Annotated in this window: 17 protein-coding genes and 3 pseudogenes; 4 read left to right on the forward strand and 16 right to left on the reverse strand. The window is 70.4% G+C overall.

The window, feature by feature from the left end:
* Positions 1-95 (forward strand): annotated as a pseudogene (locus AB0H32_RS11180) (sugar kinase); the annotation flags it as partial.
* On the opposite strand, the gene AB0H32_RS11185 reads toward AB0H32_RS11180, so the two are convergent.
* The 6 genes from AB0H32_RS11185 to AB0H32_RS11210 all read right to left on the reverse strand — a co-directional run bounded on the left by AB0H32_RS11185 (position 95) and on the right by AB0H32_RS11210 (position 7,130).
* Entirely contained in the window at positions 95-376 is a 282-nt protein-coding gene (locus AB0H32_RS11185; RefSeq protein ID WP_217784782.1) for an HU family DNA-binding protein, read from the reverse strand. The pseudogene AB0H32_RS11180 and the gene AB0H32_RS11185 overlap by 1 nt on opposite strands.
* A 271-nt stretch (positions 377-647) precedes the next feature.
* On the reverse strand, positions 648-2,063 hold the full coding sequence (locus tag AB0H32_RS11190) for an NAD-dependent malic enzyme (RefSeq protein WP_361117751.1): 1,416 nt from the start codon (positions 2,061-2,063) through the stop codon (positions 648-650).
* 376 nt (positions 2,064-2,439) lie between these two features.
* A complete protein-coding gene (locus AB0H32_RS11195; protein WP_361117754.1) occupies positions 2,440-4,797 on the reverse strand; it encodes a UvrD-helicase domain-containing protein in 2,358 nt (785 codons plus the stop codon).
* A 60-nt stretch (positions 4,798-4,857) separates the two neighbouring features.
* Entirely contained in the window at positions 4,858-5,622 is a 765-nt protein-coding gene (locus tag AB0H32_RS11200; RefSeq protein ID WP_361117757.1) for a zf-HC2 domain-containing protein, read from the reverse strand.
* A gap of 59 nt (positions 5,623-5,681) precedes the next feature.
* Positions 5,682-6,266, reverse strand: coding sequence for a sigma-70 family RNA polymerase sigma factor (locus AB0H32_RS11205; protein WP_079071569.1), 585 nt, complete (start codon positions 6,264-6,266; stop codon positions 5,682-5,684).
* A gap of 270 nt (positions 6,267-6,536) precedes the next feature.
* Complete coding sequence (locus AB0H32_RS11210; RefSeq protein ID WP_361117761.1) at positions 6,537-7,130, reverse strand: CGNR zinc finger domain-containing protein; 594 nt, start codon at positions 7,128-7,130, stop codon at positions 6,537-6,539.
* A 357-nt stretch (positions 7,131-7,487) separates the two neighbouring features.
* Between AB0H32_RS11210 and AB0H32_RS11215 the strand changes: the two genes are divergently transcribed.
* Complete coding sequence (locus tag AB0H32_RS11215; RefSeq protein WP_361117763.1) at positions 7,488-8,027, forward strand: peptidoglycan-binding domain-containing protein; 540 nt, start codon at positions 7,488-7,490, stop codon at positions 8,025-8,027.
* Between the two features lie 6 nt (positions 8,028-8,033).
* Here AB0H32_RS11215 and AB0H32_RS11220 read toward each other — a convergent pair whose 3' ends face one another.
* Complete coding sequence (locus tag AB0H32_RS11220) at positions 8,034-8,597, reverse strand: helix-turn-helix transcriptional regulator (RefSeq protein ID WP_361117766.1); 564 nt, start codon at positions 8,595-8,597, stop codon at positions 8,034-8,036.
* 298 nt (positions 8,598-8,895) lie between these two features.
* Here AB0H32_RS11220 and AB0H32_RS11225 point away from each other — a divergent pair, with 298 nt between their 5' ends.
* Complete coding sequence (locus AB0H32_RS11225) at positions 8,896-9,417, forward strand: anthrone oxygenase family protein (protein WP_361117768.1); 522 nt, start codon at positions 8,896-8,898, stop codon at positions 9,415-9,417.
* Here AB0H32_RS11225 and AB0H32_RS11230 read toward each other — a convergent pair.
* The 7 genes and pseudogenes from AB0H32_RS11230 to AB0H32_RS11260 form a co-directional block, all read right to left on the reverse strand.
* Entirely contained in the window at positions 9,401-9,877 is a 477-nt protein-coding gene (locus AB0H32_RS11230) for a hypothetical protein (RefSeq protein WP_361117771.1), read from the reverse strand. The genes AB0H32_RS11225 and AB0H32_RS11230 overlap by 17 nt on opposite strands.
* A gap of 90 nt (positions 9,878-9,967) precedes the next feature.
* On the reverse strand, positions 9,968-10,192 hold the full coding sequence (locus AB0H32_RS11235; protein WP_361117774.1) for a DUF397 domain-containing protein: 225 nt from the start codon (positions 10,190-10,192) through the stop codon (positions 9,968-9,970).
* Positions 10,193-10,287: 95 nt separating this feature from the next.
* Positions 10,288-10,859, reverse strand: a pseudogene (locus tag AB0H32_RS11240) (DUF5753 domain-containing protein).
* Positions 10,835-11,359 (reverse strand): annotated as a pseudogene (locus AB0H32_RS11245) (DUF6879 family protein). Before AB0H32_RS11245 ends, AB0H32_RS11240 begins: the two co-directional pseudogenes overlap by 25 nt.
* The gene (locus AB0H32_RS11250) at positions 11,349-11,543 is read right to left on the reverse strand and encodes a hypothetical protein (RefSeq protein WP_361117918.1); all 195 of its coding nucleotides are present in this window, start codon (positions 11,541-11,543) and stop codon (positions 11,349-11,351) included. Before AB0H32_RS11250 ends, AB0H32_RS11245 begins: the two are co-directional and overlap by 11 nt.
* A gap of 98 nt (positions 11,544-11,641) precedes the next feature.
* Positions 11,642-11,839, reverse strand: coding sequence for a DUF397 domain-containing protein (locus AB0H32_RS11255; protein WP_361117777.1), 198 nt, complete (start codon positions 11,837-11,839; stop codon positions 11,642-11,644).
* A 7-nt stretch (positions 11,840-11,846) separates the two neighbouring features.
* A complete protein-coding gene (locus tag AB0H32_RS11260) occupies positions 11,847-12,698 on the reverse strand; it encodes a helix-turn-helix transcriptional regulator (protein ID WP_361117780.1) in 852 nt (283 codons plus the stop codon).
* A gap of 226 nt (positions 12,699-12,924) precedes the next feature.
* On the opposite strand from AB0H32_RS11260, the gene AB0H32_RS11265 reads away from it, so the two are divergent.
* Positions 12,925-13,392: an ATP-binding protein gene (locus AB0H32_RS11265; protein WP_361117783.1), complete on the forward strand. Its 468-nt coding sequence runs from the start codon at positions 12,925-12,927 to the stop codon at positions 13,390-13,392.
* Here the strand turns inward: AB0H32_RS11265 and AB0H32_RS11270 are convergent.
* Both AB0H32_RS11270 and AB0H32_RS11275 read right to left on the reverse strand, forming a co-directional pair.
* The gene (locus AB0H32_RS11270) at positions 13,387-13,938 is read right to left on the reverse strand and encodes a YciI family protein (protein ID WP_361117786.1); all 552 of its coding nucleotides are present in this window, start codon (positions 13,936-13,938) and stop codon (positions 13,387-13,389) included. The genes AB0H32_RS11265 and AB0H32_RS11270 overlap by 6 nt on opposite strands.
* Positions 13,939-13,989: 51 nt before the next feature.
* Positions 13,990-15,141 (reverse strand): uroporphyrinogen-III synthase, encoded by a 1,152-nt coding sequence (locus AB0H32_RS11275; RefSeq protein WP_361117789.1) that lies wholly within the window; start codon positions 15,139-15,141, stop codon positions 13,990-13,992.
* Positions 15,142-15,172: the final 31 nt, after the last annotated feature.

Consider the following 15,172-nt stretch of genomic DNA (forward strand, 5'->3'; position numbering starts at 1 on the left):
CGCTGGTGGCCTGCTCCGGGAGCGTCGTCGCCCGGGTTCCGGCAGCGGCGGCGACGCCCGTCGACACCACGGGCGCCGGCGACGCGTTCACCGGCTACTTGCCCTTGGCCGCTTCCTTGAGCTTCGAGCCCGCGGAGACCTTCACGCTGAAGCCGGCCGGGATGTTGATGGGCTCACCGGTCTGCGGGTTGCGCGCGGTGCGAGCGGCACGGTGGGTGCGCTCGAAGGTCAGGAAGCCGGGGATGGTGACCTTCTCGTCGCCCTTGGAGACGATGTCGCCGACGACATCGGCGAACGCGGCCAGAACGGCGTCGGCGTCCTTCCGGGTCACCTCGGCGCGGTCGGCCAGCGCGGCCACCAGCTCACTGCGGTTCATGTTGTTACTCCCGTGTTCTTCTTGCCGTTGAGGCGTGAGGTGAGATCGATGCCGATGCGCTCGCGCCTAGGGACGCATCCTGCCCCTACCTGCGGCGGGAAAGCCAATCCGGCACCCGTAGGAGTCGTGAGAACACCCTAGGGAGTCACACGAAAAGCGCCTGCTCGGCCGTCACCCTAGAGGGCGCCCGCCGCCAGGTGGTTCCGCGACGCGCCGGTGCAGGGGCCGCCGTGGCGATCCTCACAGCCCCTGCACAGTACGTCACAAGCGCCTAGGACGCCGCTCCGGCCGCCTTCGCGGCCTCGCGGACCGCACCGGCCACGGCGCCCGCGACCTTGTCGTTGAAGACGCTCGGAATGATGTAGTTCGGGTTCAGCTCGTCCTCGGTCACCACGTCGGCCAGGGCCTTTGCGGCGGCGAGCATCATCTCGGTGTTGACCGTACGGGACTGGGCGTCCAGCAGGCCTCGGAAGACACCCGGGAACACCAGCACGTTGTTGATCTGGTTCGGGAAGTCGGAGCGGCCGGTGGCCACAACAGCCGCCGTCTGACGGGCGATTGCGGGGTCGACCTCGGGGTCCGGGTTCGCAAGAGCGAACACGATCGCGCCGTCCGCCATGGCGGCCACGTCGTCGCCGTCGAGGACGTTCGGGGCGGAGACGCCGATGAAGACGTCGGCGCCGCGCACGGCCTGCTTGAGGGTGCCGGTGAGGCCCTCGGGGTTGGTGTTGTCGGCGATCCAGCGCAGCGGGGAGTCGGCCTGGGCGTCCACCAGGTCCTCGCGGCCGGAGTGCACCACACCGTGGATGTCGGCGACGACGGCGTTCTTCACGCCCGCCGCGATCAGCAGCTTGAGGATGGCCGTACCGGCCGCGCCGGCGCCGGACATGACGACGCGGATGTTCTCGATCGCCTTGCCCGCGACGCGAAGTGCGTTGGTCAGGGCGGCGAGGACGACGATCGCGGTGCCGTGCTGGTCGTCGTGGAAGACGGGGATGTCGAGGGCCTCGCGCAGCCGGGCCTCGATCTCGAAGCAGCGCGGCGCGGAGATGTCCTCCAGGTTGATGCCGGCGAAGCCGGGGGCGATCGCCTTGACGATCTCGACGATGGCGTCGGTGTCCTGGGTGTCCAGGCACAGCGGCCAGGCGTCGATGCCGGCGAAGCGCTTGAAGAGGGCCGCCTTGCCCTCCATGACGGGCAGCGCGGCCTTGGGGCCGATGTTGCCGAGGCCCAGCACGGCGGAGCCGTCCGTCACGACCGCAACGGAGTTGCGCTTGATGGTGAGGCGGCGGGCGTCCTCGGGGTTCTGGGCGATCGCCATGCAGACGCGGGCCACACCCGGCGTGTAGACCATGGAGAGGTCGTCACGGTTGCGGATGGGGTGCTTGGACTGCATCTCGATCTTGCCACCGAGGTGCATGAGGAACGTACGGTCGGAGACCTTGCCGAGCGTGACGCCCTCGATGCCGCGGAGCTTCTCCACGATCTCCTCGGCGTGCGCGGTCGAGGTGGCCGCGATGGTGACGTCGATGCGGAGCTTCTCGTGGCCGGACGCGGTGACGTCGAGGCCCGTGACCGAGCCTCCGGAGGACTCCACGGCGGTGGTGAGCTGCGAGACGGCGGTTCCGCTCGCGGGCACCTCCAGCCGGATGGTCATCGAGTAGGAGACGCTGGGCGCCGTTGCCATGGCCGACTTCCTCTGCTTTCACCGTGTCGCGAGTTGTGCCGTCCGATCGTCGCACCTACCCCTGAGTACGCGGTAGTCGCCCCGGATTGCGGACGTTTTGTTCACGGCAGGCGCTTAATTTCGGAAAACCACTTCCACCATACGAGAGCAGATCACTCAGGGAAAGGGGCTGTCCGGGCAAAGCAAGAGGCCCACATCACATCCGTGACGTGGGCCTCCCACACGCTGATGACACCGACCCGCCATGCTCGCCTCGCGGCAAGTGGTCCCTCGCAGGGACGAAGGTTGGGCCCGGGGGCTTGGATCGGGCCGGTGCCACACCAAGGCTAACAAACGGATCCCGCAAGGCCATTCCCGCCGGACGAGTTCACAGGATTCAGTCCCGCAGCAGGTCCGGCACCCCCGTCGCGTCGGGCTCGTCCCGCTCGCCGGAGACGACCGTCAGCTGCTGGGTGGCCCGGGTGAGCGCCACGTACAGCACGCGCAGGCCTGCCGGTGACTCGTCCGCGATCTCCGCCGGGGACACCACGATCGTCGCGTCGTACTCCAGGCCCTTGGCCTCCAGGCTGCCGAGCGCGACCACCCGGTCGCCGAGCCCGGCCAGCCAGCGCCGGGCCTCCTCGCGCCGGTTCATCGCGACGACCACGCCGACGGTGCCGTCCACCTGGTCGAGGAGCAGCTCGGCCGCCGCGCGCACGGTCCGCTCCTGGGAGTCCCGGGCGACCACGAAACGCGGCTCGACGCCGGTGGACCGTACGGCGGACGGCGCCTCGGAGCCGGGCATGGCCAGGGCCAGGACCTTGGCGGCCAGCTCGGCGATCTCGGCCGGGTTGCGGTAGTTCACGGTGAGCTGGAAGCGGCGCCGGGGGCGGGTGCCGAGGGCCTCGTCGCGGGCCTCGGCCGCCTCGTCCGGGTCGGACCAGGAGGACTGGGCCGGGTCGCCGACGACCGTCCAGGTGGCGTGCCGGCCGCGGCGGCCGACCATGCGCCACTGCATCGGCGTGAGGTCCTGCGCCTCGTCCACGATGACGTGCGCGTACTCGGTGCGCTCCTGCGCGAGCCGCTCGGCCCGCTCGCGCTGGCTCTCCTCGCGCACCGGCATCAGCTCCTCCAGGCCGGTGAGGTGGTCCAGCGGGTCCAGCTCGCGCTTCTTCTTCGGCCGGGCCGGGGCGCCGAGGATCGCCTGGAGTTCGTCGAGCATGGCGACGTCGTGCACGGAGTGCCCGTCGCGCTTGAGCGAGCGGGCGACCCGGCGGACCTCGCCGGGGTTGAGGATCCGGCGCGCCCAGCGGCCCAGGCGCCGCTCGTCCGCCATGGCGGCCAGGACCCCCTTCGGGGTCAGCTCGGGCCACCAGGCGTCCAGGAAGGCGATGAAGGGGTCCTCGCTCGTGACGTCCTCGTCGAAGGAGGAGCGCAGCTCGGCGGCCAGCTCCGGGTCGGTGTGCCGGGAGGCGCCGCCGGACTTCGCCCACAGGGCGTCCAGGAGCAGCCGGCGGGCGCGCGGCCGGAGCAGGTTGACCGGCGCGGTACCGCCCAGAGCGGTACGGCGGATACGTTCCAGCTCGCCGGCCTCCAGCTCGAGGCGGCGCCCGAAGGCGACGACCCGGAGCCGGGCGGGCGGGCCGGCGGGGGCCTGTGGTGCGGTGTCGCCGTCGTCGTCGAACGCGAGCTGTCCGAGGGGGGCGCCGCCGCCCCGCCCCAGCTCCAGCGCGCCCCGGGCGGCCTTGCGCAGCACCTTCAGCATCCGGTGCGAGCCCTTGGCGCGGGCCACGGACGGGGAGTCGTAGAGCGTGGCCTCCACGCCGTCGACGAGCGAGCCGATCGCGCGGATGGCGACCTGGCCCTCCTCGCCGAGCGAGGGCAGCACGCCCTCGGTGTAGGCCACCAGCAGCGGGGTCGGCGAGACGATCAGGATGCCGCCCGCGTAGCGTCTGCGGTCCTGGTAGAGCAGGTAGGCGGCGCGGTGCAGGGCGACCGCGGTCTTGCCGGTGCCGGGGCCGCCCTCGACGTAGGTCACGGAGGCGGCGGGGGCGCGGATGACCAGGTCCTGCTCGGCCTGGATGGAGGAGACGATGTCCCGCATGGTGTGGCTGCGGGCCTGGCCGAGGGCGGCCATGAGGGCGCCGTCGCCGATGGCGGGCAGCTCCCGGCCGTCGAGGAAGGCCGTCAGCTCGGGGCGCATCAGGTCGTCCTCGACCCCGAGGACCCGGCGGCCCTTGGAGCGGATGACCCGGCGCCGCACGACCCGGCCCGGATCGACGGGGGTGGACCGGTAGAAGGGGGCGGCGGCGGGTGCCCGCCAGTCGATGACCAACGGGGAGTAGTCCTCGTCGAGCACGCCGATCCGGCCGATGTGCAGGGTCTCGGCGATGTCGGCGGTGTTGTCGGGCCGCACCGCGCCGTCGGCGGGCTCGACCGCCGTGTACGCCCCGTCGGGGCCCTTCTTCCCGTCCTTGCCGAGAAGCAGGTCGATCCGTCCGAAGAGGAAGTCCTCGAACTCGTTGTTGAGCCGGTTGAGGTGGATACCGGCCCGGAAGACCTGGGCGTCCCGCTCGGCGAGCGCACCCGGCGTGCCGACCTGGCCGCGCTTGGCCACGTCGTTCATGAGGAACTCCGCCTCGTGGATCTTTTCCTCGAGGCGGCGGTACACCCGGTCGAGGTGTTCCTGTTCGACGCTGATCTCCCGGTCCCGGACCGAGTCGAGCGCGGTTTCCTGCTGAGCCTGAGCGGCCACCGGGCCCCCTTCTGACGTGCTGGGCAGCCGTCAACCGTACGCGAAGGGGGCCCGCAGAGGCTACGCGTCCACTTCGACGAGCTTCTTGCCGTCGAAGGTCATCACCTCGAAGTGGTCGATCTCGTTCGGCTTGAGGGCCGTGCCGCCGCCGATGTACAGCGGATTCTTGGACTGCTCGGTCTTGGCCTCCGGGATGCCGTAGCCCCACTTCGGGACGGACCAGGAGCCCAGGGTCTGGCGCTCGCCGTTCTTGGCGACGGCGACCAGGGAGCACTTGAGCGGACCCTTGACGCCCTTGAGCTGGAGGACCGTCGAGGTGCCCCAGTCCTTCTCCGCCAAGCCGACGGTCGCCGAGGCGCCGGTCGTGCTGTCCGTGCCCGAGATCTTCTTCGGCATCTGGTCGAAGGTGGTCTGGGCCGTGGCCGCCAGCGGCGTGGCCTGCTGCCCAGAGTCGCCGCCGCCGCTCACCGCCATGACGGCGATCGGGCCGCCGATGATCAGTGCGGCCGCGGCCGCGACCATGTAGAAGCCCTTGCGCCGCTTCTGTGCCCGGCGCTCGGCGACCTCGTCGACCAGCTTCTCCATCAGGCGGGGGCTCGGCCTGGCGGACAGCGACTCGCCGATCGCGGGCGTGCTGCCGGAGCCCGGCAGATCCGCGAGGGCGGCCAGCATCGGCTCCATCCCGGCCAGCTCGTCCAGTTGCTGGGCACACCACTCGCAACCGGCGAGGTGTGCCTCAAAAGCGGTTGCCTCGGCATCGTCGAGGATCCCGAGGGCGTAGGCGCCGACGGTCTCGTGCTCGTTCGGGGCCTGTGATCCCTGCATGGAGCCAGACATACCCGAACCACCCGTGCCGAACCCTTGCATACCCCCGTACCCGCTCATCACGCCGTCACCCCCCGCTCCTCCAGTGCCAGCTTCATCGACCGCAGGGCGTAGAACACCCGGGAACGGACGGTTCCGCTCGGTATGCCCAGAGTTTCCGCCGCCTCGTTGACGGTACGTCCCTTGAAGTACGTCTCGACGAGCACCTCCCGGTGGGCCGGGGTCAGGTCGTCGAGCGCGTCAGACAGCGTCATCAGCCACAGCGCCTTGTCGATCTCGTCCTCCGCGGGGATGACCTCCAGCGGCGACGGATCGACCTCCTGCGGCCGGGCCTGCCGGCTGCGGTGGCCGTCGATGACGATGCGGCGTGCGACCGTCACCAGCCAGGGGCGTACCGATCCGGTCGCCCGATTGAGCTGACCGGCGTTCTTCCAGGCACGGATGAGCGTTTCCTGCACGACGTCCTCGGCGCGCTGCCGATCACCGGCGACCAGCCTGAGGACATACGCAAGCAAAGGTCCGGCGTGCTCACGGTAGAGCGCACGCATCAGCTCCTCATCCGGTTCCGAGGGCTGTGAGGACATGCGATGTCGGGCCCTCGTTCCACGTTCATTGGCCACGGCCGCATCCTTGCGCACGCCCACCTCCGGTGTCCGGGGGTTCCCCCAGTCGGTCGCTCGCCCACCCGTACGGATGGGGGTGGCAGGGCGTTCAACGCGACCTGAGAGTTTTCTTGCAGGTGACGTGACGAGCGGGACATGCGCGCACATTCCCACCGCATGATCTTTACATTTCCGACACATCGCCGGAGGGTGGCCGAGCTGCCCGCGCGGGACCGGAGGCAAACCGGGTGTTGCCGAAATCACGTCGGCCGTCCCGCGGGAGCAATCCGGCACAAGTACCGTACCGGACATTCAAGCCCGGGCGAGGGCGGCCCGCCTCCGGTGCCGGGCCACCCGCTCGCGGTTCCCGCAGACCTCGCTGGAGCACCAGCGGCGCCGGCGCCCCCGTGAGGTGTCCAGGTACACGAGGGGGCAGTTGTCCCCTTCGCACTCCCTGACCGCCGCCCGCGCCACGGGATCGGTGAGCAGTTCCACCGCGTCCCGCGCGACGACGGCGAGCAGCCCCGCGCATCCGGGCTCCCGGACCAACTCCCGCACCAGCATTCCGTCCTCGCCGCGCACCGCGCACGGGGCCGGCGGCGCGGCACGGGCGACCTCGTTGACCTGCCCGAGAGCCTGATCGTACGACCGCGCGTCGGGCGGGTCGGAACTGCGTACCAACTGTCCGACGTGCCCACGCAGTTCCCGGAACCCCACCAGCCAGGAGGCGTCGGCGTGGCCCAGCGACGTGCCGGGCGGCACCAGCCCGGACCCGGCGATCCAGGCCCGCAACGGCCCGACGGCGTCCAGCCGTTCGACCGGGTGGGTGGTCGCGAGAAGATCCAGACAGAGCCGTCCGGCGTCGAACCGCAGCTCGTACGGGGCCGTGGCCGTACCCAGTGCCATGTGCCTGTCACCGCCTAGGGTCACCAGGGTGGGGATCCGGCAGAGAGGCGGATCCGGCAGGGGTGGGGTTTCGCTTCCTTCTCTCACAGTGCCTGCCCACGCACCCATCCGAAACCCCTCGTACCGCTCGGGGCACGCGCCTTCGGACCGTGCCGTGCCACCCCGGCCCGCGAAGTCCCCGGGCGGCCCGTCCCCGGCGGGGACGACGGTGCTGGGAGCGTGGGTCCGTCCCTTCCGGTCCGGATACGCCCTCAGGCCTCGCCGCTGCGGCACCCGGCCGTGACGCTGTGTCCTGCGAAAGCACCGGAGCCGCCCCAGGGGGAACCACGGGGGACGGCGGTTCAGAAAGGGACGTTCATGAGCATGCGCACCAGGGTCGTCGCGATGGCGACGGCCGCACTGCTGGGCACCGGAGCCACCGGCATCGCCCTGGCACCCGCCGCGAATGCCGCCTCCTACCACGGCGTCGACGGCGGCGGGGGCGTCACCGACGACTGGCAGGACGAGGAGAACCTCGGCATCGACGACTACGCCCGGAGCAACGCCACGGCCCTGTGGGAGACCGTGCTGTACGCGGACGGCGCCCAGTGGCAGGACGACGACGGCGACTGGCACTCCTTCACCAGGGGCCAGATCGACGGCTCGTTCGGCCCGGAGACGGAATCGGCCACCCAGTGGTGGCAGGAGCACTACCACCTCTCCGACAACGACGGCGTCGTCACCGACCAGAGCTGGACGTTCGCCCAGCGCTGGCTCCGCGGCCCGTCCTCGGGCAACGTCGTCACGTACCTGGGAGACGCACGGAACGTCACCTTCAAGCGGATCAGCGGCAAGTACCGGGTGCGGATCAAGGGCACCGGCCCCTGGAAGCTCGCGTACTACGACAAGCTCGGCTGAGGACGCCTACGGTCCGGGGGCGGGGGAACGTACGGCCCCCTGGTCCCGGACCGGCAATCGTGCGGCCCCCCGGCCCCGGACCGGCAGTCGTACGGCCACCCGGCCCCGGACCGGCGGTCGAACGGTCGCCCGCGCCCGGGGCAGCGCCCACAGCAGCCCCGCCACCAGCAGCACGACGACGGCGAACGCGGCCGGCGCCGCCCTGCGCCACCGCCCGTGCGCCGCACCGCGCGGCTCCGGCCCGGCTCCGGCGGCGACGTCGGCGGCCGCGGCCGCCGACGGGCCGGCGGGCTCCGCCGTGCGCCGTGGCCACGCCTGCTCGGCGATCTCCCACAGCGCCAGCAGCCGCGCCTGGTCCGCTCCCGCCAGCCGGCCGAGCACCTGGACCGCCCCCTTCGGCGGCGGTTTGGCCCCGCTGAGATACCGCTGCCAGGACGACTTGCTGTACGCCGTGCGACGGGCCAGTTCGGCAAGGCTCAGTCCGGTGCGGTCCTTCAGTACGCGCAACCGCTCGACCAGGTACCGAGCCTCGCGCGGCAGCGAATCCGGCAGGGGCTGCCAGCGTGTCATTCCCGTCCCCCCGTGTGCTCGCCGCCCCGCCCCCCGCGGTGCGGCCCCGCCCCGACAGCCTGCCGTCCCTCCCGCGGCACCCGGCAGAGCGCACGCCCGGCCGGCCGGAGCACACGAGGTCGCACGCGCACGGCCGCGCGGGGCGGCCGGACCCGCACGGGGGAGGAACGGACCCGAGTGGTGAGGCCGGCACCGCGGTCTGGACGCCCGCGTATGCGGGCGCGCGCTTCGGCCATGGGCGGGGCAGGGGGCGCTCCGGTTGGCTGAAGGCATGAGGAACACGAGGAATTCACGGGGTGTGCAGGACGCGCGGGATACGCGGGATACGCGGGACGTACGGGAAGCGCGCAGCAGCACGCTCGTCCTGGGCGCGGCCACGGTCGCCATGGGCCTGATCGCCGGGGTCTTCTACATCTTCGCCTGCGCGGTGATGCCGGCGCTGACGCGCAGCGACGACCGGACGTACGTCGAGGTCATGCGCAACATCAACACCGTGATCCAGAACCCGGTGTTCTTCCTGAGCTTCATGGGGGCGCTGGTGCTGACGGGGATATCGGCATGGCAGCTGCGGGGCTCGGCCGCCGCCCGCTGGGTCTGGGCGGCCCTGGTGGCGTACGCCCTGGTCTTCCTCGTCACGGTGGCGTTCAACATCCCGCTGAACAACGCCCTGGCGGCGAAGGGGGATCCGTCCGCCCTGCGACAGCACTTCGAAGGACCGTGGGTGGCGTGGAACGTGCTGCGGGCGGTCGGGTCCACGACGGCGCTGGCACTGCTGATCCGGGCGCTGCTGGTGCACGGCCGCGTCAGCCGCTCCGCATGACCGGGCAGGTGAGTCCGGGCATCGTCCGGTTCGGAGAACATGTCACGACGGCCAGAGAGAGATACGAGGGCCGCTCCAGGTAGAACCCGAGTGCCATGTCGCCGCCCGACCTCAGCTTCTCGGCAGCGGAGTCGACCAGCCGCGGAAGATCACTGACGTTGCGCTCCCGTTCGGAGGCGAACCGCGGCACGTACTCGGCCACGCGAGCCCCGATCCAGGCGGCTGCATCCTCCGCCCCACCCCACGTGCCACGAACCAGGGAACGTGGTTTGACGAGCCAGTACGCCGTCTCCAACGGAGGAAGATCCACAGTCGGGAACTCCGCCGCCACCTCGCGACAGCGCTGGATCAGCTCCGGCCTGCTTCCGGCCGGCGGCGGCTCGGGATGCGGGGGTCGCCGCAGAGCCTCGGTGTCGAAGCGCTCTTTCGAGCCCGTCCACAGATAGCCGTGATGATGCACCAGTCGTTCCCATGGGGCGCAGTGGAGATCCGGGCGCGGGCCCGGCCCGCCCCAGGGAGGTGACGGGGCGGGCCGCGCCGTGGGGCGAGGTCAGGCGCTCAGGCCGAAGCGGGCCGCTTCGATCCCGGCCGCCGCGAGTTCCGTCGACGTGAAGCGCAGCGGCTCCAGCTCCGGCCGCTTGCCGTCACCCAGGGCCCAGGCGTCCTCACCGATCCGGGCGAGCACGACGCATCCTTCGGTGCATGGGCCGCCGCAGGCCTGGACGAAATCCACCGCGTCGATGTCGAGGGCGTACAGGTCGGTGCCGTTCTGCATCAACTGCCTCCTGATGGTGATTACGGCCGCGGAACGGGCCGTCAACCGCCCTTCAATGGGCACAGGTTCATGGTCGGCCGACACAGGAGGGACATCTAGCCTGTTTCCTGTTGCTGCAAGAACTCGTCCCGGATTCCTTCAACCATGGACCGCATGGCATTTCCAGAAACCGCGATGCGTTCAAAACCTTCGAACTTCTCGATGTACAGTGCGACATCCCGCGGATCGGTCACAACCAGCTCTGCATGGACGGTCTCCACCGTCACCATGCGATCATCCTTGATCGAGAAGGAGTGACTGGGGAAGTCCGTCTGCCGCACCGCCAGCGGCACGACCCGGAGATCGACACCAGGCAACCGGGAGACGGAGACGAGCTTGTCGAGTTGCCCGGCCATGACCAGAGGCGGCACGATTCTCCATCTCAGCGCCGACTCCGTCACAATAAAGCGAAGCTGCCGCCCCGGTTCGTAGAGAATCCGCTGTCTCGCCATTCTTGCCCCTACGGCACGCGTGAGCTGTTCCTCGTTGAGCTGCTTGCGTCCTACAGGCGCCATGCCGTCGCCTCGGTCGCCGCTGCCCTGGCGACCGACATGTACTCGGCCTTGACGGCGTCGGACACCCCTATGGCAGTCTCAGCCTTGTTCACTCCCCGTGCCGCGCCCACCATTCCGTGAACGGAACGGCGTACGCGAGAGCCGTGTCCCGGTAGGCCCGGAACTCAGCCAGCCGGTCTTCCTCCACGAACTCGCTGCCGAGATACTTCCCGGCCTCGTCCTACGCCATCGCCCCTGTCACTCTGTCATCGAACGTCCAGAAGTCGGGCGCGTCGGGAACCGGGTTCTGACTTTCGGTGGTGTCGAGGATGAAGAACTCCTCGCCTGCCGTCATGTTCCGCCGGTACCCCCAGGGCAGTTCGAACCGGAGATAGTCCGTGAGCGGGCGGGCCAGAATGTGCACGCGGTAGACACGCTTGCCGGCCTTGGTGGCGTCCCCGACCGTTGTCAGCCACGCGGCTGTCTTGTACGACTCCGGCTGATCCTGCCCTGCCAGGAACGCCTGATAGGCGTCGACCCCTCCCGACTGGCTGTAGTCGTCCAACGTCTCCAGCCGGAACGCTTCCCGCTGGAAAGCGGTGAACCAGTCCCCCAGGGTGCGGCTAGACGAGATTGCCACGGACAGCCTTCCGGATCAGCTCGACGGGGATTTCGACGAGGGCTTCGTGCGCCGGGATATCACGACCATGGTCGGCCAGAAGGCCTCCCTGCACGACTAAGGTCCCCCGGTCGGTGGCGTACAGCGTTGGGCACTCACCCTCGTCGCACTCACCCACCAGCCGAGTCAGCGTTACCACCACAGGCTCCTCCCTTACGTGGGCCGGTTGTCACCACTGATCGTCCTGATCGTGTCCGGCGTCCGGCAGGGGTCTCTGGTTTCCGCTTCTGGAAACCGTCAACACGAAGCGGATGAGACTTCGGCCTCTGCCGCGTACGAGAGGAAGTCCGCCCAGGTTGAGGACGTGACGGTGAGGTGGGGGCCGGTGCTGGTCTTCGAGTCGCGGATGTGGATGGCGGAGGGGGTGGTGGCTATCTCGACGCAGTTCGAGGCGTCGGGGCTGTACGTCGACTTCTGCCAGTGGAGTTCGGACATGGTTCCCTCAGATGGTCTGGGCGATGTGGTGGATCAGGTCACGGGACTCTTCGGGTTCGAGAGCGCTCGCCTCCATGCGGTCGAGAACGAGACGGTATTTCTCCAACTGCGCCTCGGCATCGAGGAACTCGCATCCGTGGTGGGTGTCCAACTGAACAGTGTCGAGCTGAGGTACCGGCCCCACCAGATAGTCGACGGACTGTCCTGTGCCCGGGTAGGAGCCCCTGCCGAACGGGATGATCTTCACGGTCACATGCTCCAGCTCGCTCATGGTCAGCAGATGCTTGAGCTGTTCACGCACGATGGTGGAGCCGCCGTACCCCATGTGGAGTGCGCACTCGTGAATCACTGCCGTGTACCGGGGCGGGTCTTCGCGGTGGAGGATTTCCTGCCGCTTGATCCGGTGGCTTACCCGGTGCTCGATCTCGTACTGCCGCAGTGGCGGCACCGCCTCCTTGAAGAGGGCCCGGGCGTGGTCGGTTGTCTGGAGCAGCGCGGGGATGTGAATCACCAGGGCAACACGCAGTGCCGCCACATGGTGTTCCAGCTCGGCAAGGTCGATGAGACCGACGGGCAGATGATCGCGGTAGCTGTCCCACCAGCCTCGGGTGCGTCCGCCTGTCATCGAGGCGAGTGCGTCCACGAGTTCTTCGTCGGAGCAGGCGTAAACACGTGCCATGGAGCGCAGCCGGTCGGCGCTGATGGGGGTGCGGCCGGTCTCGATCATGCTGACGCGCGCCTGGTTGACGCCGAGGAGTTCGGCGGCACCCGTGGCGGTGAGTCCAGCCCGCTCACGCAATTTGCGCAGCTCGGCACCCAACCGTCGCTGTCGGAGCGTAGGGCTGTTGGTGGGCGGCACGCCCTCTCCTTCCCGGCCGCAACGCGGCGCCGCGCTCCCTCACAGGAGTGAAGCATGGATGCTTTCAATCCATTCCGTTAGATGCATCTAACCGCCTGCTCTACGGTGATGATGCACCGCCCAACTCCCCCCACCCATAAGCCGGAAGCGCACCCACCCCAGGCAGAGCCACCGCCCGGCGCGGTCGTTGGGTCGGCCCGATTCCCTTCTCTTCCCGGAGGTTTCCATGGGCACCGTATCCCTGCCCGACACCTGGGTGTACGCCCTTCGCCTGCCCCATGATCCGCGTGCGGCACGCGTCGCACGTATGACCGTACGGGCGGCCTTGAAGTCCCACGGAAGACTCGACGTCCTCGACAACGTAGAGCTGTTGACGTCCGAACTGGTCGCCAACGCCTACCGGCACACGAACAGCCCCGCGTCCCTGCGGCTCACCGCTCTCGCGGACGGTCGGCTGCGGGTCGGGGTCTGGGACGGCCATCCCCGGATCCCCGCCCCTTTCGGCGAGCCGCCTCGGGACCGCGTACCGCTCGCCCCGGCGGACGCCGACAACGGACGCGGGCTGCACCTCGTACAGGAATACGCCGACTCGTGGGGCGGCTTGGCCCTCGCCGACAGCCCGCTGGACCGTGGCGCCGGGAAGCTGCTCTGGTTCGAGGTGGGTGGGCGTCGGCCGGAGGTCCTCAGGTCATGAGCGTCGGCCGCCGAACTGCCAGTTGTGCACCTCGATGCCGGCGTACCGGTCCGGGGTCAGGAGGCCGCGTGCCGTCTGTGGGTCCGGTGCCCGCAGCAGCGCCGCCGTGCCGAGCCAGGCGGTGCCGTCGTCGGACAGCAGGGGTCCGTAGGCGATCAGCTCGTCCCGGTCGGCCGGCACCGCGAGGTCGGCGGCCTGCCCCGCGCCGAGGCCGAGCACCAGGTAGCGGTTGCCGTCGGTCGGGCCGCCCGGGAAGTCCCACATGGTCCGTCCCAGCAGGTTGCGCCACCGTCGCAGCAGCACGTCCCGGTAGACGCCGGCCTGGTGGTTCGGCTCGTCGAAGGCGAACGCGCGGGCGGCTGCGGGGCCGGGCAGGTCGAGGATGTGCACGCTTCCGGTGGGTGTGTCGCCGTCGTCGGCCAGGGTCGGGCCCCGGGCGATCATCTCCCGCGCGTACCGGTCCATGTAGGACCAGTGCTCTTCCAGCAGCTCGTACCGGAGTGCCACGGAGCCGGGCCGGTCGCGGTGGTAGCAGAGGAACTCCATGCCCGGAGGATCTCTTCAAGGAGGCGCCCGGGGCGAGCGAGTTTCCCGGCGCTACGCGTCCGCGTACTTCGCGTCCGCCGCCGGGTCCAGCGCCAGCCGGTATCCCCGCTTCACCACCGTCTGGATCAGCTTCGGCGCCCCGAGAGCCGTGCGGAGGCGCGCCATCGCCGTCTCCACGGCGTGCTCGTCGCGGCCCGCGCCGGGCAGCGCGCGCAGCAGTTCGGCGCGGGCCACCACCCATCCCGGCCGCCGCGAGAGTGCCCGCAGCAGGGACATGCCGGCCGGCGGCACCGGCTTCAGCTCGCCGTCCACCAGCACCGCGTGCCCCCGGATCTCCACCCGGTGCCCGGCGATCGGCAATGCCCGGGCCCGGCCCGGCAGTTCCTGGCACAGCAGCTGGACGAGCGGCCCGAGCCGGAACCGCTCCGGCGCCACCGTGTCCACGCCCCGGGCCTGCAGGGGAAGCGCGGTGACAGGGCCCACGCACGCGGGCAGCACGTCATGGCCGAGCGCGGCCAGCAGTTCGCCGAGCAGCCCCCGCTCCTCGGCCCGCGACAGCAGCGACGCGGCGGCCGGCGCACTGGTGAAGGTGAGCGCGTCCACCTGGCGCGCGACGACGGAGTCCAGCAGCCGGTCGACGGGCCCGATGTCCTCCGGCGGCATCCAGCGGTACACCGGCACCAGGACGACCTCCGCTCCCCCGGCCCGCAGCGCCTCCACGAACCCCGGCAGTGGTTCCCCGTGGAGCTGTACGGCGATCCGGCGTCCGTCGACGCCCTCCTCCAGCAGCCGGTCCAGCACCTCCGCCATGGACTCGCTCGACGGCGACCACTCCTCGGTCAGCCCGGCGGCCCGGACGGCACCCTTCACCTTGGGCCCGCGGGCGAGCAGCTCCACCCCGCCCAGCCGCCCGAGCAGCGGCTCCCCGAGGCCCCAGCCGTCGGCGGCCTCGATCCAGCCCCGGAATCCGATGGCGGTGGTGGCCACCACCACGTCCGGGACGTGATCGATGATCTCCTTGGTGGCGGCGAGCAGTTCGCCGTCATCGGCAAGGGGCACTATGCGCAGGGCGGGCGCGTGCAGCACCGTGGCGCCGCGCCGCTGGAGCAGCGCGCCCAGCTCGTCGGCCCGGCGCGCGGCCGTCACCCCCACGGTGAACCCGGCGAGGGGTCCCTGATCGGGTTGCTGCTGTGTGTCGTACATGGCTCTCCTACCTGGCCCGCATACCGAACGA

The organism is Streptomyces sp. NPDC020362, assembly GCF_040642095.1.
Classification (GTDB): domain Bacteria; phylum Actinomycetota; class Actinomycetes; order Streptomycetales; family Streptomycetaceae; genus Streptomyces.

Excerpts from the sequence above, each read along its gene's own strand:
- AB0H32_RS11190 (WP_361117751.1), bottom strand. The coding sequence starts at position 2,063 with ATGGCAACGGCGCCCAGCGTCTCCTACTCGATGACCATCCGGCTGGAG.
- AB0H32_RS11255 (WP_361117777.1), bottom strand. The coding sequence starts at position 11,839 with ATGTCCGAACTCCACTGGCAGAAGTCGACGTACAGCCCCGACGCCTCG.
- AB0H32_RS11275 (WP_361117789.1), bottom strand. The coding sequence starts at position 15,141 with ATGTACGACACACAGCAGCAACCCGATCAGGGACCCCTCGCCGGGTTC.
- AB0H32_RS11215 (WP_361117763.1), top strand. The coding sequence starts at position 7,488 with ATGAGCATGCGCACCAGGGTCGTCGCGATGGCGACGGCCGCACTGCTG.
- AB0H32_RS11235 (WP_361117774.1), bottom strand. The coding sequence starts at position 10,192 with ATGCAGAACGGCACCGACCTGTACGCCCTCGACATCGACGCGGTGGAT.
- AB0H32_RS11200 (WP_361117757.1), bottom strand. The coding sequence starts at position 5,622 with ATGCAGGGATCACAGGCCCCGAACGAGCACGAGACCGTCGGCGCCTAC.
- AB0H32_RS11185 (WP_217784782.1), bottom strand. The coding sequence starts at position 376 with ATGAACCGCAGTGAGCTGGTGGCCGCGCTGGCCGACCGCGCCGAGGTG.
- AB0H32_RS11270 (WP_361117786.1), bottom strand. The coding sequence starts at position 13,938 with ATGGAGTTCCTCTGCTACCACCGCGACCGGCCCGGCTCCGTGGCACTC.
- AB0H32_RS11265 (WP_361117783.1), top strand. The coding sequence starts at position 12,925 with ATGGGCACCGTATCCCTGCCCGACACCTGGGTGTACGCCCTTCGCCTG.
- AB0H32_RS11220 (WP_361117766.1), bottom strand. The coding sequence starts at position 8,597 with ATGACACGCTGGCAGCCCCTGCCGGATTCGCTGCCGCGCGAGGCTCGG.
- AB0H32_RS11210 (WP_361117761.1), bottom strand. The coding sequence starts at position 7,130 with ATGGCACTGGGTACGGCCACGGCCCCGTACGAGCTGCGGTTCGACGCC.